24 protein-coding genes are annotated in these 22,271 nt (G+C 62.7%); 18 read left to right on the plus strand and 6 right to left on the minus strand.

Going from position 1 to position 22,271, the window contains the following annotated elements:
- Window positions 1-53 precede the first annotated feature (53 nt).
- The 7 genes from KF827_RS11215 to KF827_RS11245 all read left to right on the plus strand — a co-directional run bounded on the left by KF827_RS11215 (window position 54) and on the right by KF827_RS11245 (window position 5,542).
- Complete coding sequence (locus KF827_RS11215) at window positions 54-947, plus strand: hypothetical protein (protein WP_291005050.1); 894 nt, start codon at window positions 54-56, stop codon at window positions 945-947.
- 93 nt (window positions 948-1,040) lie between these two features.
- Complete coding sequence (locus KF827_RS11220) at window positions 1,041-1,985, plus strand: ribose-phosphate pyrophosphokinase (protein ID WP_291005053.1); 945 nt, start codon at window positions 1,041-1,043, stop codon at window positions 1,983-1,985.
- A 106-nt stretch (window positions 1,986-2,091) separates the two neighbouring features.
- Window positions 2,092-2,808 (plus strand): 50S ribosomal protein L25/general stress protein Ctc, encoded by a 717-nt coding sequence (locus tag KF827_RS11225; RefSeq protein WP_367273140.1) that lies wholly within the window; start codon window positions 2,092-2,094, stop codon window positions 2,806-2,808.
- Window positions 2,809-2,889: 81 nt separating this feature from the next.
- Window positions 2,890-3,504 (plus strand): aminoacyl-tRNA hydrolase, encoded by a 615-nt coding sequence (gene pth / locus KF827_RS11230; protein WP_291005057.1) that lies wholly within the window; start codon window positions 2,890-2,892, stop codon window positions 3,502-3,504.
- 4 nt (window positions 3,505-3,508) lie between these two features.
- Window positions 3,509-4,609 carry a redox-regulated ATPase YchF gene (gene ychF, locus KF827_RS11235; RefSeq protein WP_291005061.1) on the plus strand — a complete coding sequence of 367 codons (1,101 nt, stop codon included), beginning with the start codon at window positions 3,509-3,511 and terminating at the stop codon, window positions 4,607-4,609.
- Between the two features lie 21 nt (window positions 4,610-4,630).
- The gene (locus KF827_RS11240; protein ID WP_291005065.1) at window positions 4,631-5,095 is read left to right on the plus strand and encodes a MaoC family dehydratase; all 465 of its coding nucleotides are present in this window, start codon (window positions 4,631-4,633) and stop codon (window positions 5,093-5,095) included.
- Window positions 5,096-5,098: 3 nt separating this feature from the next.
- Window positions 5,099-5,542 carry a MaoC family dehydratase gene (locus KF827_RS11245; RefSeq protein WP_291005068.1) on the plus strand — a complete coding sequence of 148 codons (444 nt, stop codon included), beginning with the start codon at window positions 5,099-5,101 and terminating at the stop codon, window positions 5,540-5,542.
- A gap of 34 nt (window positions 5,543-5,576) precedes the next feature.
- Here KF827_RS11245 and KF827_RS11250 read toward each other — a convergent pair whose 3' ends face one another.
- Window positions 5,577-6,440, minus strand: a complete 864-nt coding sequence (locus tag KF827_RS11250; RefSeq protein WP_291005071.1) for an EamA family transporter — start codon at window positions 6,438-6,440, stop codon at window positions 5,577-5,579.
- A 133-nt stretch (window positions 6,441-6,573) separates the two neighbouring features.
- Between KF827_RS11250 and KF827_RS11255 the strand changes: the two genes are divergently transcribed.
- Entirely contained in the window at window positions 6,574-7,245 is a 672-nt protein-coding gene (locus KF827_RS11255) for a dienelactone hydrolase family protein (protein ID WP_291005074.1), read from the plus strand.
- 76 nt (window positions 7,246-7,321) lie between these two features.
- Here the strand turns inward: KF827_RS11255 and recQ are convergent, their stop codons facing one another.
- From recQ to KF827_RS11275, 4 genes are all read right to left on the minus strand, one after another.
- On the minus strand, window positions 7,322-9,148 hold the full coding sequence (recQ, locus tag KF827_RS11260) for a DNA helicase RecQ (protein ID WP_291005076.1): 1,827 nt from the start codon (window positions 9,146-9,148) through the stop codon (window positions 7,322-7,324).
- Between the two features lie 94 nt (window positions 9,149-9,242).
- Complete coding sequence (locus KF827_RS11265; RefSeq protein WP_291005079.1) at window positions 9,243-10,535, minus strand: TRAP transporter large permease; 1,293 nt, start codon at window positions 10,533-10,535, stop codon at window positions 9,243-9,245.
- Window positions 10,526-11,026 (minus strand): TRAP transporter small permease, encoded by a 501-nt coding sequence (locus KF827_RS11270; RefSeq protein WP_291005082.1) that lies wholly within the window; start codon window positions 11,024-11,026, stop codon window positions 10,526-10,528. The genes KF827_RS11265 and KF827_RS11270 overlap by 10 nt, the downstream gene beginning before the upstream one ends.
- A 37-nt stretch (window positions 11,027-11,063) precedes the next feature.
- On the minus strand, window positions 11,064-12,050 hold the full coding sequence (locus KF827_RS11275; protein ID WP_291005085.1) for a TRAP transporter substrate-binding protein: 987 nt from the start codon (window positions 12,048-12,050) through the stop codon (window positions 11,064-11,066).
- Window positions 12,051-12,349: 299 nt separating this feature from the next.
- Between KF827_RS11275 and KF827_RS11280 the strand changes: the two genes are divergently transcribed.
- From KF827_RS11280 to cysW, 10 genes are all read left to right on the plus strand, one after another.
- Window positions 12,350-13,069 (plus strand): FadR/GntR family transcriptional regulator, encoded by a 720-nt coding sequence (locus KF827_RS11280; RefSeq protein ID WP_291005088.1) that lies wholly within the window; start codon window positions 12,350-12,352, stop codon window positions 13,067-13,069.
- 12 nt (window positions 13,070-13,081) lie between these two features.
- Window positions 13,082-13,993 (plus strand): 5-dehydro-4-deoxyglucarate dehydratase, encoded by a 912-nt coding sequence (kdgD, locus tag KF827_RS11285; protein WP_291005091.1) that lies wholly within the window; start codon window positions 13,082-13,084, stop codon window positions 13,991-13,993.
- A 12-nt stretch (window positions 13,994-14,005) separates the two neighbouring features.
- A complete protein-coding gene (locus KF827_RS11290; RefSeq protein WP_291005095.1) occupies window positions 14,006-14,827 on the plus strand; it encodes an NAD(P)-dependent oxidoreductase in 822 nt (273 codons plus the stop codon).
- Window positions 14,828-14,829: 2 nt separating this feature from the next.
- Window positions 14,830-15,933 (plus strand): mandelate racemase/muconate lactonizing enzyme family protein, encoded by a 1,104-nt coding sequence (locus KF827_RS11295; protein ID WP_291005098.1) that lies wholly within the window; start codon window positions 14,830-14,832, stop codon window positions 15,931-15,933.
- 11 nt (window positions 15,934-15,944) lie between these two features.
- Window positions 15,945-16,790 (plus strand): amidohydrolase family protein, encoded by an 846-nt coding sequence (locus KF827_RS11300; protein WP_291005100.1) that lies wholly within the window; start codon window positions 15,945-15,947, stop codon window positions 16,788-16,790.
- 44 nt (window positions 16,791-16,834) lie between these two features.
- Complete coding sequence (locus KF827_RS11305) at window positions 16,835-17,242, plus strand: carboxymuconolactone decarboxylase family protein (RefSeq protein ID WP_291005103.1); 408 nt, start codon at window positions 16,835-16,837, stop codon at window positions 17,240-17,242.
- 297 nt (window positions 17,243-17,539) lie between these two features.
- Window positions 17,540-18,649, plus strand: coding sequence for a sulfate/molybdate ABC transporter ATP-binding protein (locus KF827_RS11310; RefSeq protein WP_291005106.1), 1,110 nt, complete (start codon window positions 17,540-17,542; stop codon window positions 18,647-18,649).
- A gap of 26 nt (window positions 18,650-18,675) precedes the next feature.
- Window positions 18,676-19,680 carry a sulfate ABC transporter substrate-binding protein gene (locus tag KF827_RS11315; RefSeq protein WP_291005109.1) on the plus strand — a complete coding sequence of 335 codons (1,005 nt, stop codon included), beginning with the start codon at window positions 18,676-18,678 and terminating at the stop codon, window positions 19,678-19,680.
- A 14-nt stretch (window positions 19,681-19,694) separates the two neighbouring features.
- Entirely contained in the window at window positions 19,695-20,549 is an 855-nt protein-coding gene (gene cysT / locus KF827_RS11320) for a sulfate ABC transporter permease subunit CysT (RefSeq protein WP_291005112.1), read from the plus strand.
- Between the two features lie 4 nt (window positions 20,550-20,553).
- The gene (gene cysW / locus KF827_RS11325; RefSeq protein ID WP_291005115.1) at window positions 20,554-21,366 is read left to right on the plus strand and encodes a sulfate ABC transporter permease subunit CysW; all 813 of its coding nucleotides are present in this window, start codon (window positions 20,554-20,556) and stop codon (window positions 21,364-21,366) included.
- A gap of 10 nt (window positions 21,367-21,376) precedes the next feature.
- Here the strand turns inward: cysW and KF827_RS11330 are convergent, their stop codons facing one another.
- Complete coding sequence (locus KF827_RS11330; protein ID WP_291005118.1) at window positions 21,377-22,261, minus strand: universal stress protein; 885 nt, start codon at window positions 22,259-22,261, stop codon at window positions 21,377-21,379.
- Window positions 22,262-22,271: the final 10 nt, after the last annotated feature.

The following is a 22,271-nucleotide window of genomic DNA, read 5'->3' on the forward strand; positions in this document are numbered from 1 at the left end:
GCCGCATCTTTTCATCTTCCTGGTCATGTTCCTGCTGGCAATGGTGGCAAGCTGTGTCATCGGCTAGAGGCATCGCCCTTGCCTGCATGGCGCTGCTGGCGGCCTGCCAGCCGCTACCGCAGCCATTCCAGCCGGATTCGAAAGTGCCAGGCGAATTTCCGCTCACCATGCCGATCGGCGAGGTGAGCCTGTATGTGGCGCCGGTGACGGGCGCCGAGCCGCCGCTGGATAGCGATCTGGCCGCGCGCGTGGCCGCGGCCCTGCTGGCCCGCGAGATTCCCGCCAGCACGGCCACCCGCAGCCTCGGCTCGTCCGATCTCACCTCGGCGCTGATCGAGGATGAGAACGGCCGGCTGCTCTGGGCCTGGCAGGTGGCGCGCCCCCGCACGGCGCCGCTGAATGGGCCAGACTATCCCCTGGGCATGACCGCAGCCGCCTTGAACCAAGCCGACGAGCGCACCCGCGAGGGGCTGGCGCTTGCCCTGGCCAGTCGCGTGGCGGCGGCGCTGGATGCCCGCGCTGGCATTCCGGCTGCGGCCAGCAGCGCCGAAGCGGTTGCCGCCTTGCCGAAAGTAGCGCTGCTGCCATTCACCGGCGCACCGGGCGATGGCAACCAGGCCCTGGCTGTGGCGCTGCGCGAATGGCTGTTGCGCATGGGGGCCGCCCGGGTGGTACTGAATCGCCAGGAAGCCGATTACCTGGTGCTGTGCGAGGTGAAGCTGGACGATGCCGGCCCGCAACGCCAAACCGTGAGCCTGAACTGGGTTTTGCAACGTCCGGACGGCACCAGATTGGGCGATGTGGGACAGGCCAATCAGGTGCCCCGCGGCACGCTGGATGGCGCCTGGGGGCCGGTGGCCAGACTGGCCGCTCAGGGCGGCGCGGAGGGCCTGCGCGACCTGCTGGCCCGCCTCGGCCCGCCCCTTTCTGCCAAGCCTTTGAATTAAACGGTTTTTTGGCGGTTTACAGGGCGGGGTCCGGGGGCTATATTCCGCCCGGCTTTTCTCCCCCCGAGCTTCCAGCACAGCACGAGCGTTTTCATGAAGGTTTTAGCGGGTAACTCCAACCGTCCGCTGGCGGAAGCCATTGCCGCTTACCTGAGCGTGCCGCTCACCAAAGCGAGCGTGCGGCGGTTTTCCGATATGGAAGTGTTCGTCGAGATCCACGAAAACGTGCGCGGCGAAGACGTGTTCGTGATCCAGAGCACCAGCTACCCGGCCAACGACCATCTGATGGAATTGCTGGTCTGCATCGATGCGCTGAAGCGCGCCTCGGCCCGCCGCATCACCGCCGTGATCCCGTATTTCGGCTATGCCCGGCAAGATCGCAAGCCCGGTCCGCGCACGCCGATCTCGGCCAAGCTGGTGGCCAACCTGATCACCGCAGCCGGCGCCAACCGCGTGCTGACGCTGGACCTGCATGCCGGCCAGATTCAGGGCTTCTTCGATCTGCCGACCGACAACCTGATGGCCGGTCCGGTGCTGACCGCCGATATCAAGCAGCATCTGCTGGCTTCCGGCCCGCGCGACGATCTGATGGTTGTATCGCCCGACGTGGGCGGCGTGGTGCGCGCGCGCAACATCGCCAAGCGGCTGGAATGCGATCTGGCCATCGTGGACAAGCGTCGCGAACGCGCCGGGGTTTCGGAAGTGATGAACATCATCGGCGATGTGGAAGGCCGGCGCTGCATTCTGGTGGACGATATCGTGGATTCCGCCGGCACGCTGTGCAACGCCGCCGAAGCGCTGAAGAAGCATGGCGCCAAATCGGTTTTCGCTTACGTGACCCATGGCGTGCTTTCGGGCGGCGCCGTGGCGCGCGTGACCGCCAGCGAGTTGGAAGGCCTGGTGATCACCGACAGCATCCTGGCCACCGAAGCCCAGCGGCTGGCCCGCAATATCCGGCAGGTATCGATCGCGCCCCTGATCGGCGAGGCGATGCGCCGCATCAGCGAGGAAAGCTCGGTTTCGAGCCTGTTCGACTGAGGTTTAGAGTTTCACGGTTTCGATGCGCGGCACCCCTGGAGGCCGGCATCGGAAGCGGCCCTAGGCGTGGTGCCGGGCCGCGAGCAAAGCGCAAGAGGAGTGTATCATGCGTGAAGTAACCAGTCTCGCCGCTGCGGCGAGAGTAAGGGCCGGCAAGGGGACCGCCCGGAAAACCCGTCTCGACGGGCGCGTTCCGGGGGTCATCTACGGCGACAAAAAGACGCCGGAATTGATCTCCGTCGAAAGCCGCGAACTGATGAAGGAACTGCACAAGGGCAGCTTCTTCTCCCGTTTGTTCGACCTCGATCTCGGCGGCCGTTCCGAACGTGTGTTGGCCCGCGACGTGCAGCTCGATCCGGTTTCCGACCGGCCGATCCATGTCGATTTCCAGCGCGTGGGCAAGGATAGCCGCATCCGCGTGTTCGTGCCGGTGGTGTTCACCGATCACGAAGCCTCGCCTGGCCTGAAGCTGGGCGGCGTGCTCAACGTGGTGCGTCACGAGGTGGAGTTCTACGTGAACCCCGAGCTGATCCCCGAGAATATCTCGCTCAGCCTGGCGGGCATGGAAATCACCCATTCGATCCATATCAGCGCCTTCAATCTGCCCGACAGCCTGAAGCCGGTGATCCAGGATCGCGATTTCACCGTCGCCACCATCGCCCCGCCGAGCAAGGCCGAGGAAGAGAAGCCGAAGGCCGAGGCTGCCGCTGCTGCCGCTCCGGCCGCTGGTGGCAAGGCCGCTCCGGCCGCTGCTGCCGGTGGCAAGGCTGCCCCGGCTGCCGCTGCTGCCAAGCCGGCTGCCAAGCCCGCCGGCAAGAAGTAACGCCTATCGCCGCGGCGGCCTGGATCATCATCCCGGCCGCCGCGGTATCCCCTTTCTTCCCTGCCTGGCGGAACCTCTCCCATGCTGCTTCTCGTCGGCCTGGGCAATCCAGGCCCCGAACACCGAAACCAGCGCCACAATGTCGGCTTCATGGCTGTGGATGCCATTGCCGAACGCCATGGCTTTGCCCCGTTCCGCAAGCGCTTTCAGGGCGAGGCGGCGGAAGGCATGCTGGGCGGCGTGAAAACCCTGGCATTGAAGCCGCATACCTACATGAACAATTCCGGCCGCGCCGTGCAGGAAGCCGCGCATTTCTACAAGCTGGCGCCGGCCGAAATCCTCGTGCTGCATGACGAACTGGATCTCGCGCCGGGCAAGATCCGCCTCAAATTGGGCGGCGGCCATGCCGGACATAACGGCCTGCGTTCGGTGGATGCGGCATTGGGGCCGGATTACCGCCGCATGCGCATCGGCATCGGCCATCCCGGCCGCGAGCGCGTGCTGGGCTTTGTGCTGCAGAATTTCTCAGGCGAAGAAAAGCAATGGCTGCAGCCCTTGCTGGATGCCATAGCCGAATTCGCTCCCTATCTCGGCAAGGGCGACGATGCCGGCTTCGCCACCCGCGTGGCGCAGAAGCTGGCCCCGCCCAAGCCTGAAACGCCCAAGCCTGCCAAGATCGAAAAACCGAAGGATTGATACGATGGGTTTCAAATGCGGCATCGTCGGCCTGCCCAATGTGGGCAAGTCCACGCTTTTCAACGCGCTGACGCAAACCGCCGCCGCGCAGGCAGCCAATTATCCGTTCTGCACCATCGAGCCGAATACCGGCCTGGTGGGTGTGCCAGATCCACGGCTGGATGTGCTGGCCGGCATTGCCGGTTCGGCCAAGATCATCCCCACCCAGCTCAGCTTCGTGGATATCGCCGGCCTGGTGCGTGGCGCCTCCAAGGGCGAAGGCCTGGGCAACCAGTTCCTGGCACATATCCGCGAAGTGGATGCGATCTGCCATGTGCTGCGCTGCTTCGAGGATGGCGACATCACCCATGTGGAAGGCCGCGTAGATCCGGTGGCCGATGCCGAAACGGTGGAAACCGAATTGATGCTGGCCGATCTGGACAGCCTGGAAAAGCGCGTGGACGGCTTTGCCAAGAAGGCCAAGCAGGGCGATGAAGATGCCAAGGCGCGGCTGGCGCTGATCGAGCGCATCCTTGTGGCCCTGCGCGATGGCAAGCCGGCCCGCAGCGTACCGCCCAAGGATGACGAGCGGAAAATCTACCGCGAGCTGATGCTGCTCACGTCCAAGCCGGTGCTGTATGTGTGCAACGTGGAAGAGGCTTCGGCCGCCACCGGCAATGCCTTCACTGCCAAGGTGCAGGCGATGGCCGAGGCCCAGCATGCCGGCTGCGTGATCATCTCGGCTGCCATCGAGGCGGAAGTGGCGCAGCTCGATTCCGACGAAGAGAAGCAGGCCTTCCTGGCTGATCTGGGCCTGGAGGAAACCGGCCTGACCCGCGTGATCCGTGCCGGCTACGGCCTGCTGGAATTGCTCACTTTCTTCACCGTGGGCCCCAAGGAAGCCCGTGCCTGGACCGTGCATAAGGGCGCCCGCGCGCCGGAAGCCGCCGGCGTGATCCACACCGATTTCGAGAAAGGCTTCATCCGCGCCGAAACCATCGCCTATGCCGATTACGTATCCGGCAAGGGCGAGGCCGGCGCACGCGAAGCCGGCAAGCTGCGGCTGGAAGGCAAGGAATACATCGTGCAGGATGGCGATGTATTCCATTTCCGCTTCAACACCTGAGGCGGTTTCAGGGAGGTTGGGATGCGGTATTTCGATGATTTCGCCGTTGGCCAGGTGAACGAGTTTCCGCCGCGTCCGGTGAGCGAGGCGGAAATCATCGCCTTCGCCAAGGAATACGACCCGCAGCCTTTCCATATCGACCGCGAGGCCGCCGCGCGCACGCCCTATGGCGGCATCATCGCATCGGGCTGGCATACTATCGGCATGACCATGCGGCTGATGGTGGATCACCTGATCAACGGTTCGGCTTCGATGGGCTCGCCGGGTGTGGAGCGCCTGCGCTGGATCAAGCCGGTGCGACCGGGCGATGTGCTGACCCTGCGCGGCACCGTTGTGGAAACCAAGGCATCGGCCAGCAAGCCCGATCGCGGCGTTGTCACCACCGAATATGAAATGCGCAACCAGGATGGCGATGTGGTGATGACCATGCGCGGCAAGGGCATGTATGGCCGCCGCCCCCAGCCCCAGGCCGGCCAGGAGGGCTGAACCATGCGCTATTTCGACGACCTCAATATCGGCGACAGCATCGAGACCGGCAGCCACACCTTCACCGAGGACGCCATCATCGCCTTCGCCAGGCAATTCGACCCGCAACCCTTCCATACCGATCCGGCGGCAGCGAAGAATTACATTTTCGGCGGCATCATCGCCTCGGGCTGGCACACCGCCTCGGTAACCATGCGGCTGATCGTGGATAGCGCCATCGATGTGCGCGCCTCGCTGGGCTCGCCGGGTTTCGACGATCTGACCTGGAAACAGCCGGTGCGTCCGGGCGATACCATCCGCGTGCGTTGGACCTGCACCGAAAAGACTCCCTCGAAAAGCCGGCCCGATATCGGCTCGGCAAAATTCCTGATCGAGGTGTTCAACCAGCATGACGCGCTGATCATGACCATGACCAGCATCGGCCTGAGCTTGCGAAAGCCGCGTTGAAGACCGGCCTGAGCTTGCGAAAGCCGCGCTGAAATCAGCCGCGCCAGTTCATCAATATCAAGCCGCTGGCCACCAGGGCCGCAGCCAGAATGCGGCGCAGGCCGAAGCCTTCCTTCAGCAGCAGCGCACCGATGGCGGCGGCGAATATCACGCTGGTTTCGCGCAGGCTGGCCACATGCGCCGCCCCGCCCTTGGTGAAGGCCCAGATCGCAATGCCATAACCCAAAGCGGCGATGAAACCGCCGGCGAAGCCGCGCTTCCAGCCGCGTTTCGCCGCCGAGATAAACGCCGTGCGGCGGGTGAGCAATGCAAAGGCCGCCACCCAGGGGCCCTCGATGATGTTCATCCAAGCGATATAGGCAAAGGGATCATTGGCCGCGCGCACGCCCCGCCCGTCGATCATCAGATAGCTGGCAATCGTACAGCCGGTGAGAAACGCGAAACCGATGGCATGGCGCCGCTCGGCCAGGGTTCTGTTGGCATTGCCGCCGAAGGCCAGGCTGAAAATACCCAGCGATACGATGCCGGCCCCAATGAATTCGCGGGTGTTCAGCGCCTCGCCGAAAACCACGCCGGAAAACAACGCCAGCAACAGCGGCCCGGTGCCGCGCGCAATCGGATAAACCTGGCCCAGATCGCCGAAGCGATAGGCTTGCAGCAGGCAGGCGTAATAACAGCAATGCACCAGCGCCGAACCGAGCACCCATTTCCAGGCTTCCGGTGTCATGCCATCAGGATCGGTGAAGGGCAGCAACGCAGCGCCGAACAGGCTGCCGGCCAGGCAGACCAGAGCCAGGCTGGTCTGCCGGTCGGTATCGCTCTTGACCATGGCGTTCCAGCTCGCATGCGTGAGCGCCGCGAACAGCACAAGGCCGATCACCAGGGGAGAGAGGATCATGGAGGAAAAAGCACCGGAACGGAAAAAGGCATTGTTGCGAGACGGTGACGATCATGCCACCGTAACCGTTCCAGGTCATCCTGGATCATCGAGAATATTCATCCGGGCCAATAGACAATCGGGACATTTCGCCATGGGCAGCATCACCAGCCTCACCGCCGAAGACCGCCACAGCTTTTCCGCCTATATCGCCGAGCCGCGCGGCCCGGCCAAGGGCGGCCTGGTGGTGATCATGGAGATCTTCGGCGTGAACAGCCATATCAAGGCAGTGGCCGATGGCTATGCCGCCGAAGGCTATCGCTGCGTGGCACCGGCGCTATACGACCGTTTCGAGCGCAATGTCGATCTCGGCTATAGCGCGGAAGATGTGGCCAAGGGCCGCGAATTGCGCGGCAAGATGAACTGGGCCGATTGCATGAAGGACACCGCCACCGCCGTGGCCGCTGCCGGCAGCGCCGGCCGCGTGGGCATTATCGGCTATTGCTATGGCGGCGGCGTAGCCTGGGCGGCAGGCGCCCTGGTGCCCGGCTTGTCGGCCTCGATCGGCTATTACGGCGGCCCCTGGGCCGAGTTGGCCGACCGCGCGCCGCAATGTCCGTCGCTGCTGCATTTCGGCGCCAAGGACGGGATGATCCCGGTCAGCCTGGCCGAAACGCTGAAGGCCAAGCACCCCACCATCACAACGCATGTCTACGATGCCGATCACGGCTTCAATTGCGATCAGCGGCCGAATAATTACGACGCCTTCGCCGCCGCCGTGGCACGCCGCCGCAGCTTGGCCTTCCTGGAAGCCACGCTGGGCTGAAGTTCCATACCGTCACCCTCGCACTTGTTGCGAGGGTGACGTTTTTTTGTGGCGGCTTCCGGATTGGGAAAAGGGCTCAATCCGCCGCTTCGAGAGTCCCGTGCGCCAGCACCACATCGAGGAAGGCCTGGCCGAAACGCTCCAGCTTGGCCTGGCCGATGCCGTGGATTTCAGTGAGCCGATGCAACGCGGTTGGCCGCTTCACGGCGAGTTCGATCAAGGTGCGGTCCGAGAAGATCACATAGGCCGGCTGCTGCAATTCGGCGGCCAGCTTGCGACGCAGTTCCTTCAACGCCGCCAACAGCGGTTGGTCAGCCGCCCCGACTTCCGCCACGGCCGCCGCCGCGCCGCGCCGCTTGCGCTCGGCAGGCTGCAAGGTCTCGCGCCGCAATTGTACATCGCGCTGCTTGCGCAGCACCGCCTTGCCTTCATCGGTGATCAGCCAGGCGCCATGGCCGGCGATATCCAGCTCGATCAGGCCGGCACCGTAAAGCTGGCGGAAGATCGAGCGCCAGGTATTGGCATCATGCTCCTTGCCCACGCCGAAAGTGGGCAAACGATCATGCTCATAGCGCAGGATGGCATCGGTGCTGTTGCCTAGCAAAATCTGCACCAGATGTTCGGTGCCGAAACGTTGTCCGGTGCGCAGCATGGCCGACATCGCCTTCTGTGCCTCGATGCTGCCATCGAAGGTGGCCACGCCATCCTGGCAGAGATCGCAATGGCCGCAGGGTTCGGAGGCCTCGCCGAAATAGGCCAGCAGAGTCTGTCGCCGGCAGCGCGGCGATTCGCACAGCGCCACCAGGGCATTGAAGCGCTGGCGCTCGATACGCTTGCGCTCCTCGGAGGTTTCGCCATCCTCGATCTGGATGCGGCGGAAGCGCATGTCGTCCAGGCCATAGAGCGTGAGGGTCTCCGCCGGCAGGCCATCGCGGCCGGCGCGGCCGATCTCCTGGTAATAGGCTTCCACATTGCGCGGCAGGTCGGCATGGCAGACATAGCGCACATCGGGCTTGTCGATACCCATGCCGAAAGCCACCGTGGCCACCATCACCACGCCATCCTCGCGCAGGAAGATATCCTGGTTGGCATCGCGCTGGCCCTGCTCCATGCCGGCATGATAGGGCAAGGCGCGATGGCCCATGCCCACAAGCGCCTCGGCCATTTCCTCGGTGCGGCGGCGCGACGAACAATAGACGATGCCGCTCAGGCCCTTGCGCGCCTGGATGAAATCGCCGATCTGCTTGCGCGCGGCGGCCTTGGGGCGCATCTGCAGATGCAGGTTCGGCCGGTCGAACGAGCGGATGAATTCGCGCGGGCCGGACTGGAACAGCTTCTGCACGATATCGGCGCGGGTGGGCGCATCGGCGGTGGCGGTAAGCGCGATGGTGGGCAGGTTGCCTAATTCTTCGCGGATGGCCCCCAGACCGAGATATTCCGGCCGGAAATCATGGCCCCATTGCGATACGCAATGCGCCTCGTCGATGGCCAGCAGGCCGGCATTGGCGCGCTTGAGAAAAGCCACCGTCTCGGGCCGCACCAGCCGTTCGGGCGCCACATAAAGCAGGCGCAGGTCGCCCGCCCGCAGGTCGCGGAAAATACGCTGGCGTTCGGCCTCGTCGGTGGCGGAATTCAGCGCGGCGGCATTCACGCCGAAGCCCTGCAATTGCCGCACCTGGTCTCGCATCAGCGCAATCAGCGGCGATACCACTACGGCCAGGCCGTTCATCAGAATGGCGGGCAATTGATAACAGAGCGATTTGCCCGAACCGGTGGGCATCACCGCCAGCACATCCTGGCGATCCAGCACGGCCTGCACGATTTCCGCCTGTCCGGGCCGGAAACTCTCGAAACCGAAAACTCTGTGCAGGGCCGCAAGCGCTGCGGCGGAATCGGAGGCCATCAGTCAGCTAACCATGCCGTGGGCGGCGCCGATTCGCCGTCCGCCATCCTGGATAGCAGGTTGCCGCCCGGCTTACGAGGCTTGGTGCATCGGCCTAGTGGCTGCCGCCCAGGAAGTAATTGGGCAAAAACAGCGAGAAAGCCGGCACATATGTCACCAGCAGCATGGCGGCGATCAAGGCGCCGTAAAACGGCCAGATCGTGCGCATCACCGTGCCGATGCTCACCCCGCCGATGGCGCAGCCGACGAATTGCGTGGTGCCCACCGGCGGCGTGTTCAGCCCCAGCGCGCAGTTGATCAGCATCACCATGCCGAACTGCACCGGGCTCATGCCGTATTGCATGCAGATCGGCAGGAAGATCGGCGTGCATATCAGGATGGTGGCGGCCATGTCGAGGAAGGTGCCCAGCACGAACAGGATCACATTCACCAGCAGGAAGATCATCCAGGGCGAGGACGTGATGCTGCTGAGCGCCTGGCCGGTAAGATCGGCCACCGAATACAGGCTGATCAGATAGCCGAAGGTGTTGGACACGCCGATCAGCAGCAGCACGATGCCGGTGGTTTTCACCGCCTTGGCCGCCGCCTTGATCAAGTGGTTCCAGGTGAGCGAGCGATACAGCAAGGTAGCCAGCAGGATGGCATAGATCACAGCCACGGCGGCGGATTCAGTGGCGGTGAACACGCCCGAGAGAATGCCCACGATGATGATCACCACCACGAACAGGCCAGGCACGGCAGCGGCGGCGGAACGCCACACCACATCCCAGCCCGGAAACACGCCGGCCGGATAACCGCGCCGCACCGCCACCAGATAGGCCGCCACCAGCATACAGATGGTGAGCAGCACAGCCGGAATCATGCCGGCCAGGATCAAGGCTGCGATGGATACTTTGCCGCCAGCCGCCAGCGAATAGATGATCATGTTGTGGCTGGTTGGCATAAGCGCGCCGACCAGCGAGGCATGGGTGGTTACGTTCACCGCGTAATCCGCGCCATAGCCCTCTTTCTTCATCATCGGGATCATCACCGCGCCCATGGCCGACACATCGGCCACCGGCGAACCCGACACGCCGCCAAACAGCGTGCAGGCCACGACGTTGGACATACCCAAGCCGCCGCGCACATGGCCGACGAGATTCTTGGCGAATTGCACGATGCGGTCGGCTACGCCGCCATACAGCATCAATTCGCCGGCAAAGATGAAAAACGGGATGGCGAGAAAGGAAAAGATATTCATCCCCGCCGTCATGCGCTGGAACACCACCGCCAGCGGCAAGCCCTCGTAGAGGATGGTGGCGATAGCGGACAGGCCGATGGCGAAAGCCACCGGCACGCCGAGCAGCAGCAGGCCGAAAAATGCCAGGGCCAGGATGGTCAATGCCATGACGGACGCACCTCTTTGCCCGCCAGCAGGGCCAATATGTGTTCGATGGAAAACAGCACGATCAGCACACCAGCGATGCTGAGCGGCACATGGTTGAGGCCTTCCGGCAGGCCCAGCGTGGGAATCTTGTAGCCCATCACCGATTCCGCCATGAGGCCGGCATGCCAGGCCATGAACACGCCGAAGCTGAGCACCAGCAGATGGATCAGGATTTCCACCCAGATCCGATGCCGCTCGGGCAGCAGCATCACCAGGATGGATTCAAGGCCGATATGGCCGGCATCGCGCACGCCTACGGCGGCGCCGAACATGGTTACATACAACACCAGCACAAGAGCCAGGCTTTCCGCCCAGGTGGGGGTGTCGTTCAACACATAGCGACCGAAAACCTGCAGCGCCACCACGGCAACGATGGTAAGCAGGCCAACCACGGCCACAATCATGCAAAACCGGGAGATCCAGGCATTGATCGGCGACAGCCAGCGCAGCATGGATACTCCCGGGTTCGCTTAAATGTGGACGGAACGCTTAGTTGGTTTCCTGAACGCGCTTGACCAAAGCCTGCAGCTTCGCGTCGCCGGCAAACTTCTGATAGACCGGCACCATCGCATCCTGGAACGACTTCTTGTCGAGATCGGAGATGATCTGCGAACCGCCGCCTTCCACGGTCTTGCGCGAGGCGGCTTCGCGGGCATCCCACACTTCGCGCATATGCGGCACGGAATCCTTCGCCGCCTTGCGGATCACCGCCTGCTCGTCGGCCGGCAGCGTGTCCCACACCTTCTTGGAGAAGACCAGCAATTCCGGCGCCATGGAATGTTCGGTCAGGCTGTACATCTTGGCCACTTCGTAATGGCGCGAGCTGTCGTAGGACGGCCAGTTATTCTCGGCGCCATCCACCACGCCGGTCTTCAGCGCGGTATACACCTCGGCATAGGGCAGCGGCGTGGCATTGGCGCCCAGCGCCTGCATCATCGCCACCCACATGTCGGATTGCTGCACGCGGATCTTCATGCCCTTCATGTCGGCCACCGACTTGATAGGCTTCTTGGTGGTGTAGAAGCTGCGCGAACCGCTGTCGTAAAAGGCCAGGCCGATGAAGCCCTGGCTTTCCAGCGATTTCAGGATGTCGTCGCCCACCGGGCCATCCAGCACGCGGCGCATATGCTCCTTCGACTTGAACACGAAGGGCAGCGCCGGAACGATGGTTTCCGGCACGATGTTGTTGAACGGCGAGATGTTGACGCGCACCATGTCGAGCGCACCGATCTTGGTCTGCTCGATGGTGTCCTTCTCGGAGCCGAGCACCGACTGGTTGAACACCTTGATGCTATGCTTGCCGCCGGTGCGCTCGCCGATCAGCTTGGCCATGTAATTCACCGCCACCACGGTGGGATAATCGGCCGGATGCACGTCTGCCGAACGGAATTCCTTGGCCATCGCCGCCTGCGGGGCGGCAAATCCGAAAACGGCGGCCAGACCGAGCGCGGCCGCAAGGGTGTGCTTGAGCTTCATCGTCTATTCCTCCCGGTGCGGCCCAGCCTATGCCGATGCCGTCATTTGTGACCCGCCGTTTAAGGCGTTGAGTCGTAGTGTCATCATACAACATCAGCGATGATTTCTGTCAATCTGGAAAATTGCAAGCCGATCAATATTCTCTAAAATTTATTATATATATTTAGTTTCATATACTTAATTTATAAGGCGGGGCTTGATACCGCAGTTTATCCACAGAAAATCGCTCAAGCATATGTCAGTTGTCATACAAGATGGGCTGTGCTAAACCTAACCGCAGAATAACCGGGAGAGAGACAGTGACGGCCCTCCGTCGACGCGAAACCCTGACCTCGCAATTGGTGAAAAGCCTCACCGACCGCATTTCCCGCGGCGAATTGCGACCTGGCGACAAGTTGCCCAGCGAGCAGGAGCTGATCGAGGCTTTCGGCGTGAGCCGCACCGTGGTGCGCGAGGCGATTTCGAGCTTGCGTGCATCCGGCCTGGTGGAAACCCAGCAGGGCGTCGGCGCGTTCGTGCAGCAGGCCGCCCTCGCCCAGCCTTTCCGCATTGACGAAACCGGCCTGAACGTACTGAAGGAAGTGATCAACGTGCTGGAGCTGCGCATCGGCCTGGAAGCCGAGGCCTGCGCCCTCGCCGCTCAGCGCCGGCAGCCCGAACACCTGGAAGCGATGCGTGTTGCCCTGGATGCCATGGAATCCGCCATCGACGCGGAAGACGACGCCGTGTCGCCCGATCTGGATTTCCACCGCACCATCGCCGAAGCCACCGGCAACAGCCATTTCACCCATCTGTTCAGCTATCTCGGGCAGTTGATGATTCCGCGCACCCGGGTGCAGACCTTCCGCTTCTTCGCCGATGATCGCGCCGATTACCTGCGCCGCGTGAACCGCGAGCATGAAGACATTTATCAGGCCATTGCGCGGCAGGATAGCGATGCCGCGCGCTCGGCCATGCGCCTGCATCTCAGCAACAGCCGCGAAAGGCTGCGCCGCGCCATGGATCGCGGCAATTCTTAAACGGGGGGAAGTATGGATCCGCAAGCTTTGAAGGCGGCGATTTCGCATGGCCTGCTGTCATTTCCGGTCACTGATTTCGATGCGGCGGGCGAGTTCGAGCCCAAGGGCTATCGCCGGCGGCTGGAATGGCTGATGCCCTATGGTGCCACGGCCCTGTTCTCGGCCGGCGGCACCGGCGAATTCTTCTCGCTGGCGCCCGATGAATATGGCGCGGTGGTACGCACGGCTGTGGAAACCTGCAAGGGCAAGGTGCCGATCATCGCAGGTTGCGGCTACGGCACGCGCCAGGCCATTGCCTATGCCCGCGAGGCCGAGCAGATCGGCGCGGCCGGTTTGCTGGTGATGCCGCATTATCTGGTGGAAGCCGACCAGGAAGGCATATCGCGCCATGTGGCCGCGATCTGCAACAGCGTGAAGATCGGCGTGATCGTGTATAATCGCGGCATCTGCCGCCTGGGGCCCGATGCGCTGGAAAAGCTGGCCGCACTCTGCCCCAACCTGATCGGCTTCAAGGATGGCATCGGCGATCTGGAATTGATGGTGGCGGTGCGCCGCCGCATGGGCGACCGCTTCGCCTATCTGGGCGGCCTGCCCACGGCGGAATTCTTCGCCGCGCCCTACAAGGCCATGGGCGTGCCGGTCTATTCCTCGGCGGTGTTCAATTTCATTCCCAAAACCGCCATGCAATTCTATGCCGCCATCCGCGACAACGACGAAGCCACCGCCACCCGCATCCTGGATGATTTCTTTATGCCCTATGCCGCGATCCGCAACCGGCGGCCGGGCTATGCGGTCAGCATCATCAAGGCCGGCGCACGTCTGGTGGGGTATGATGCCGGGCCGGTGCGCACGCCGCTGGTGGATTGCAGCCCCGAAGAACATAAAATGCTGCAGGCCCTGATCGACAAACTAGGGCCGCAATAGGGAGTGACGAAGATGCGACGTGTATTGCTCACCGGCGCCTCGGGCGGTGTCGGCACCCGTCTGCGCAAGCTGCTGAAGCCACTCTATCCCGAACTGATCCTGAGCGACTTGAAACCGCCGGCGGACCTGCGGCCCGATGAAACATTCATCGCCGCCGATCTCGCCGATGCCGATGCGGTTTCGCGGGCCTGCGCGGGCCCGGATGGCAAGGGCATCGATGGCATCGTGCATCTGGGCGGCTATTCCATCGAAGGGCCGTGGGATACCATCCTGCAGGCCAATATCATCGGCTGCTACAATCTGTTCGAGGCCGCGCGCAGGCAGGGCGTGAAGCGCGTGGTGTTCGCCTCCTCCAATCATGTGGTCGGCTTTCATCGCCGCGATGCCAAGATCGGCAACGAAACCGTGCCATTGCCCGATACGCGCTATGGCGTGAGCAAGCTGTTCGGCGAGGGCCTGGGGGCGCTCTATGCCCATAAGCATGGCCTGGGCGTGCTCAGCATCCGCATCGGCAATGTGGGCGAGGAGCCGCTGGATCAGCGCCGCATGTCGATCTGGCTCGAGCCGAACGATCTGGTATCGCTGATCCGCATCGGGCTGGAACGGCCCGGCCTGGTTTATGAAGTGGTCTATGGCATGTCTGACAATGCTTCGGCCTGGTGGGATAACCGCCGCGCGCTGGAGCTTGGTTACAAGCCGCAAGCCCGCTCGGCCGATCATCTGGCCGCTGCGATGGCCGGCCAGGCAAAATTGCCGCCCGATCCGTTGGGCGATCTGTATCAGGGCGGACCGTTCTGCAGCCAGGAATACGACGCCGATAAAAGGGCGCGCTGACCATGCGGATTACGGCATTCGAGAGTCTGCGCCTCGATCTGCCTTTCGACGACCTCTATACCGGGCCGCGCCACAAGCCGCGCGGCTGGACGCAGTTCGATCATGTTCTGCTGCGCCTGACCGACGATGCCGGCCATGAAGGCTGGGGCGAAGCTTTCGCCTTCGCCTGCCCCGCCGCCACCGAAGCCGTGCTGCGCGATATGGTGCGGCCGCGCGTACTGAACCGTGAAATAAGCGATATCGCCGCCTTCATGCAGTGGCTGCAATTGGAGCTGCATATCCAAGGCCGCTATGGCATCACGCAATTCGCGCTGTCTGGTCTGGATATCGCGCTGTGGGATCTGGCCGGCCAGCGCGCGGGCCAAAGCATCAGCCGATTGCTCGGGGGGCACGGGCAAAACGGTCGTTGGCGCGAGAGCATCCCCGCCTATGCCAGCCTGGTGCGCTATGGCGCACCGGGGCCGGTTGCTGCCATGGCCGCGCAGGCGGCGGCGGAAGGCTATCAATGCGTGAAGCTGCATGAAATCACCTACGAACCCATCGCGGCAGCGCGGACGGCACTGGGCCCCGATATCAAACTGATCACCGATGTGAATTGCGCTTGGAGCCGCGAAGAGGCCGAAGCGATGCTGCCGCGCATGAAGGCGCTGGATTTATATTGGGTGGAAGAGCCGATCTTTCCGCCGGAAGATTATGAAACCCATGCAGCGCTGGCCGAGCGCCATGGCGTTGCGCTGGCAGCCGGCGAAAACGCCTGTACGGCAAAGGAATTCGAACGCCTGTCGGCTAACCTCGCCTTCCCACAGCCCAGCGTGGTGAAGCTGGGCGGCATCTGCGAGTTCATAAAGACCGTGCGGCATGCGGCAAGCCTGGGCCGCAGCGTGATGCCGCATTCGCCCTATTTCGGCCCCGGCTATTGGGCCACGCTGCAACTGGCCGCCCATTGCGAGGCAGTGGCGCAATTCGAATTCCTCTATGTGAAGCCGGAGCGCTGGATCGGGCTGGACATGCCGCTGCCGCAAAATGGCAGCATCCGCATTCCCGATGCACCGGGCCTCGGCTTCCGCCCCGATCCCGAAACCCTGTCGCGTTTCCGCGTTTCATAGCGAGGCACAGCATGTATACCCGCATCCTGACCGGGCCGAAGCCCAAGCTGCAGGCCCCCGCCGGCATGTGCGACACGCATATCCATTTCTATGCCGAGGGCTGGACCGCCGTACCCGGCACGCCGCAGCCGCCGGCCGCCACCGTGGCCGATTATCGGCAGGTGATGGATTGGCTGGGCATCCAGCGCGTTGTGGTGGTGCAGCCCAATGCCTATGGCTTCGACAATACCGTAACCTTGAATGCGGTGGCCGAACTGGGCGACTGCGCGCGTGCCATCGTTGTGGTGCCGCCGGATATCTCGGATGCGGATTTGCAGGCATTGCATGCCAAGGGCGTGCGCGGCGTGCGCATCATGGCGCTGCTGGGCGGCACGCTGGGCATGGACAAGCTGGAAGCCACGGCGCATCGCATCGCGCCGATGGGTTGGCATGTGATCGTGCAACTGGATGGCCGCGAATTGCCGCAGTATGAATCCATTCTGCGCAACCTGCCCTGCAAGGTGGTGATCGATCATATCGGCAAATTCCAACAGCCGGTGCCGCCGGAACATGAAAGCTTCCGCTGCCTGCTGCGGCTGGTGGATAGCGGGCGCATCTGGGTGAAGCTGGCGGCGATCTACGAAACCTCGCAATCCGGCGCACCGGATTATGCCGATATCGGCCAACTGGCGAAAATCCTGGCGCATCACGCGCCCGAGCGCATGCTGTGGGCCAGCAACTTTCCTCATGCCCAAGCGCATCGCTTCGGCTATCCCGACGAGGCGGCCTTGCTGGACCTGCTTTTGGATTGGGCGCCGGATGCTGCGGCAATCGAAAAAATCCTCAGCCACAATCCGGCCGCGCTATACGGCTTCTGACCCTTCATGCCATGCTTGCCGCTTTCCAACCGGGAGGAGGCAACATGGCCGAAGATCAGATCAACAGCTTGTTCGAGCGCGGCCTTAAGGTCCGCCGCGAGGTGCTGGGCAAGGAATATGTGGACCAGTCGCTGGCCAAGGCCAACGATTTCACCATGGCCTTCCAGCGCGTGACCAGCGAATGGTGCTGGGGCTATGTGTGGGACCGGCCCGGCCTGGAACGCAAGACCCGCAGCATGCTCAACCTCGCCATGCTCACCGCCCTGGGGAAGATTCCTGAGGTGAAACTGCACGTGCGCGGCGCCATCAATAACGGGGTGAGCGTGGACGAGATCAAGGAAATCCTGCTGCAGGCCACGATCTATAGCGGCATCCCCGCCGGCCTGGACGCCTTCAAGGCCGCCAACGAGGTGCTGGTGGAATTGGGCCTGCTGCCACAGCCGAGCAATTAACTGACAGCCGGGGGCGGCCTGACCCTGGGGTCGCCGCCCCTTGCCGGCTGTTTTACTCATGAATCCAACGCTACAGCTTTGCCGCCTTTTGCCGGTCATCGGCTGGTTCCAGACGTGTTTCACGTGAAACAAATAGGAACAAATAGGTGTAAATGACCTTATTTCACATATAAATATGATGATTTTAAAAATATTTGTTCATTCTGATTGTAAAATAAAATTGAAACCATATTATCACCGTGAAATAAAAATCAGACAGTCAGCGCAACCGTTCATTCCCAATAGGGAGAGCACGCCATGAGCATCGCCATTCGCGGCATCACCAAGAGCTTCGGCACCACGCCCGTATTGCGCGGCATCGACCTCGATATCGCCGATGGCGAATTGGTGGCCCTGCTGGGTGCTTCGGGCTCGGGCAAAACCACCCTGCTGCGCATCCTGGCCGGCCTGGATTGGCCCGATCAGGGCGATGTGCAGGTGGATGGCACCGACTGGCTGGCGCTGGAAACCCAGAAGCGCCATGTCGGTTTCGTGTTTCAGCATTACGCGCTGTTCCAGCATATGCGGGTGCGCGACAATGTGGCTTTCGGCCTGAATGTGCGTCCGCGCGGCCAGCGCCCTGCCGCCGATGAAATCCGCGCCCAGGTGGATGAACTGCTCAACCTGGTGCAGATCGGCAACCTCGGCGACCGCTTCCCCTCGCAGCTTTCCGGCGGCCAGCGGCAACGTGTGGCCCTGGCGCGTGCGTTGGCGATCAAGCCCAAGCTGCTGCTGCTGGACGAACCCTTCGGCGCGCTGGATGCCCGCATTCGCAAGGATCTGCGTCGCTGGCTGCGCGAGTTGCATGAGCAATTGGGCATGACCACCATCTTCGTCACCCATGACCAGGAAGAAGCCTTTGAACTGGCCGACCGCGTGGTGGTGATGGGCCAGGGCCGCATCGAACAGATCGGCACGCCCGACGAAATCTACGACGCCCCAGCCAGCCCTTTCGTGGCGCGCTTCCTGGGCAATGTGAATGAAATCACCGCCGAAATCGCCGATGGCCATATCAGTGTGAGCGGCGCGGAAACCGACGGGCTGCAACGCCTGGCAGCCGGCGACGGCGCCATCCAGCTTTTCGTGCGTCCGCATGAAATTCTGCTGGAAGCCGCCAGCGATGCGCCGGCCCGCATCCGTGCCATTGCATCCAACGGCCCGGTGCTGCGCTTCGATGTGGATCTGCCTTCCTATGCCAAACCGCTGGAAGTGATTATCCCGCGCGAGGCGCCGCTGGCCCGCAGCTTGCGCCGCGGCGATGCCGTGCGCGTGCATATCCAGCATGGCCGGGTGTTCCATCCCGCCTTGCATGCCGCCAACCAGCAAGATCAACAACTGCAGGCCCCGGCTCTGCACAGCAGCCTTTAACAACACCCTCAAGGAATAACAGTGCCATGAAACGCTTCCTCGCCTATACGCTTGCCCTCGGCCTGTTTGCGGGCCCGGCCGCCGCCCAGGATAAACCGGTGGAGCTGCTGAATGTCTCTTACGACATCGCACGCGAGCTGTTTGCCCAGATCAACCCCGCCTTCATCGCGGACTGGAAGGCCAAGACCGGCCAGACCGTGGATGTTAAGCAGAGCCATGCCGGCACTTCGCGCCAAGCCCGCGCCATTCTTGAAGGCCTGCAAGCCGATGTGGTGACCTTCAATCAGGTGCTGGATGTGCAGATTCTGCATGATCGCGGCAATCTGGTGGCAGCCGATTGGCAGAAGCGCCTGCCCAATAATGCCTCGCCCTATTATTCGCTGCCGGCCTTCCTGGTCCGTAAGGGCAACCCGAAGAAGGTGAAAGACTGGTCTGATCTGGTGCGCGCCGACGTGCAATCGATATTCCCCAATCCGAAAACCTCGGGCAACGCGCGCTACACCTATCTGGCCGCCTATGGCTTTGCCCTGGAGCAGAACAAAGGCGACCAGGAAAAGGCCAAGGCCTTCGTGAAGACTTTGCTGGGCAATGTGCCGGTGTTCGACACCGGGGGCCGTGGTTCCACCACCACCTTCGTGGAGCGCGAGATCGGCGATGTGCTGATCACCTTCGAGGCCGAAACCAACGGCATCAAGCGCGAATACGGCGACAAGGGCTTTGAACTGGTGACGCCGTCGGTAAGCCTGTTGGCGGAATTCCCGGTCAGCGTGGTGGACAAGGTTGCCGAGCGCAAAGGCACCCAGGCTGTGGCCAAGGGGTATCTCGATTACCTCTACAGCGAAGCCGGCCAGGAGATTCTGGCCAAGCATTTCAACCGCGTGCACCATCCGAAGGTGAAGGAAAAATACAAGGCGCAATTCCCGGACTTGCGGCTGATCACGGTGGAGCAGGTTTTCGGCGGCTGGGAAAAGGCCAACAAGGACCATTTCGCCGAGGGCGGCATCCTCGATCAAGTTTTTGTAAAACGGTAATCTAGAAAAACATCATGTCTCACAGTGTTAAGCATGACGGGTCCATCGTGGCCCGTCATGTGCTTCCGGGCTTCGGGCTCACCATGGGCGCGACCCTGCTATATCTTGCCGTGCTGATCCTGCTGCCGCTGGCCGCCCTGCTGCTGAAATCGGCGGAAGTGGGGCCGGAGCGGTTCTGGCAGATCGTCACCTCTCCGCGCGCGCTTGCTTCCTTTCAGATCACCCTGGGCGCCGCAGCCCTCGCCACCGCATTCAATGCGCTCTATGGCCTGCTGATGGCCTGGATCCTGGTGCGCTACGATTTTCCCGGTCGCCGCATCGTGGATGCATTGATCGACATTCCCTTCGCGCTGCCCACCGCCGTGGCCGGCATCGCGCTCACTGCGCTCTATGCCAAGAATGGCTGGTTCGGCGCCGTGCTGGAACCTGCCGGCATCAAAGTGGTTTACACCATAATCGGCGTGGCGATTGCCATGGCCTTCACCAGCGCGCCTTTCGTGATCCGCACCGTGCAGCCGGTGCTTGAGGATATCCAACCCGATGTGGAGGAATCCGCACGCACGCTCGGCGCCTATCCTTTCACGGTGTTTCGCAAGGTGGTCTTTCCCGCCATCCTGCCCGCCTATCTCACCGGCAATGCATTGGGCTTTGCCCGCTGCTTGGGTGAGTTCGGCGCTATCATCTTCATCGCCGGCAATCTGCCGATGAAAACCGAAATCACCGCCCTGCTGATCTTCATCCGTCTGGAGGAATTCGATTATCCGGCCTCTGCGTCGCTGGCCGTGGTGGTTCTGGCCGCCGCCTTTGTCACCCTGCTGCTGACCAATCTGCTGCAGGCCTGGCATCTGCGCTATAACGGCAGGGCATAAGGCCATGGCGCATCGTATCCCGGCCGCCGGCGCAATGCCCAAACTGCTGATCGGCCTCGGCCTGCTGCTGACACTGGGCTTCATCGCAACGCCGATTTTCGTGATCTTCGAGCAGGCCTTCTCCAAGGGCCTGGCCTTCTATCTGGCCAGCGTGCAAGACCCAGACACCATCCATGCCGTGCTGCTCACCCTGGCCACCACGGTGGTGGTGGTGCCGATCAATATCGTGTTCGGCATCGCCGCCGCCTGGGCCATTGCCAAATTCCAGTTCAGCGGCAAGAAACTGCTGCTCACCCTGCTGGAACTCCCCTTCTCGATTTCGCCGATCGTGGCCGGCGTGATCTACCTGCTGCTATACGGCAGCCAGGGCCTGTTTGGCGGCTGGCTGGAAAGCTATGGCATTCGTCTGATGTTCAGCTGGCCTGCCATCGTGCTGGTCACCCTGTTCGTCACCAGCCCGTTCGTGGCGCGCGAATTGATTCCGCTGATGCAGGTGCAAGGCAACGATCCCGAGGAAGCTGCCGCCACCCTGGGCGCCAGCGGCTGGCAGATTTTCCGCCGCGTAACCCTGCCCGCGATCCGCTGGGCGTTGCTGTATGGCGCAGTGCTCTGCACGGCGCGGGCGATCGGCGAATTCGGCGCGGTTTCGGTGGTATCAGGCAACATACGCGGCGAGACCAACACGCTGCCGCTGCAAGTGGAGTTGCTCTATCACGATTACAATGCCGTGGGCGCCTTTGCCGCTGCCAGCCTGCTCACCGTTATTGCCGTGATCACCTTACTGCTGAAAGCCGTGCTGGAGCGTTACCAGCGCTAAAGCGCGGCCATCAATCCGCCGCCACCGCCGCGCGTGGCTCGCGCACCAGCAGGGCATCGCAGGCCAGGTCAGACAGGATATCCTTGGCCGTACTGCCGAGCAGGATATCCAGCACGGCGCTGCGGCCATGGCTGCCCAGGATCACCAGCTCCACACCGCGATCAAGCACATGGCTGGCAATCAATTCGGCCGGCTGGCCCGGTTCGATCAACAGATTGAGGCCGCGCTGCTGTGCGTCGCTCAAACCGCTGCGATCCAGGAAGGCGGCAGCCTCGGCCTGCAAGACGGCGCGCTGGGCGGCGATATCCGCGGCTGTGGTATCGGCCAGGCCGCGCGGCGGCGGCTCGAAAGCATGGAACAGCGTAAGCCGCCGATCCGGAAACCAGGCCAACGCCAGGCGCAAGGCATGGGCCGAGGATTCGGAAAAATCGCTGGCAACCAGGATATCGCCATAAGGCCCGGTGGGCCGCTGCTTGACGATCAGTACAGGCGTGCGTGCGCCGCGCAGCAGGCTGTCTACGCTGTTGCCCAGGCCGAAACGACCAAGCAATTCATCCCGCGCGATGCCGGTAACGATCAGGCCGCTCTGCTCTGTCCGCGCGGTTTGCAGCACGATCTTTTCCGGCCGCCCCACCTGCACAACAACGCCGATATCGGGCAACTGATGTTGCAAATCACGGCGGATCTGCGCGTCCACCAGATCATGCGCAACGGCGGTATCTTCGCCATCCAGCATGTCCGGCGCCGCCTCGATGGCATGCACCGCCACCAACCGCGCCTGCCACTCGCCGGCCAGCGCGGCAGCACGATCCAACGCACGGTCGCAGCGGGCGCTCAGATCGGTAGCCAGAAGAATACTGCTGGGTTTTCCGTTCAGCCATGCCGGATCGTTCATGCTGCGTCTC

It is taken from the genome of Ferrovibrio sp., assembly GCF_019636075.1.
Lineage (GTDB): Bacteria > Pseudomonadota > Alphaproteobacteria > Ferrovibrionales > Ferrovibrionaceae > Ferrovibrio.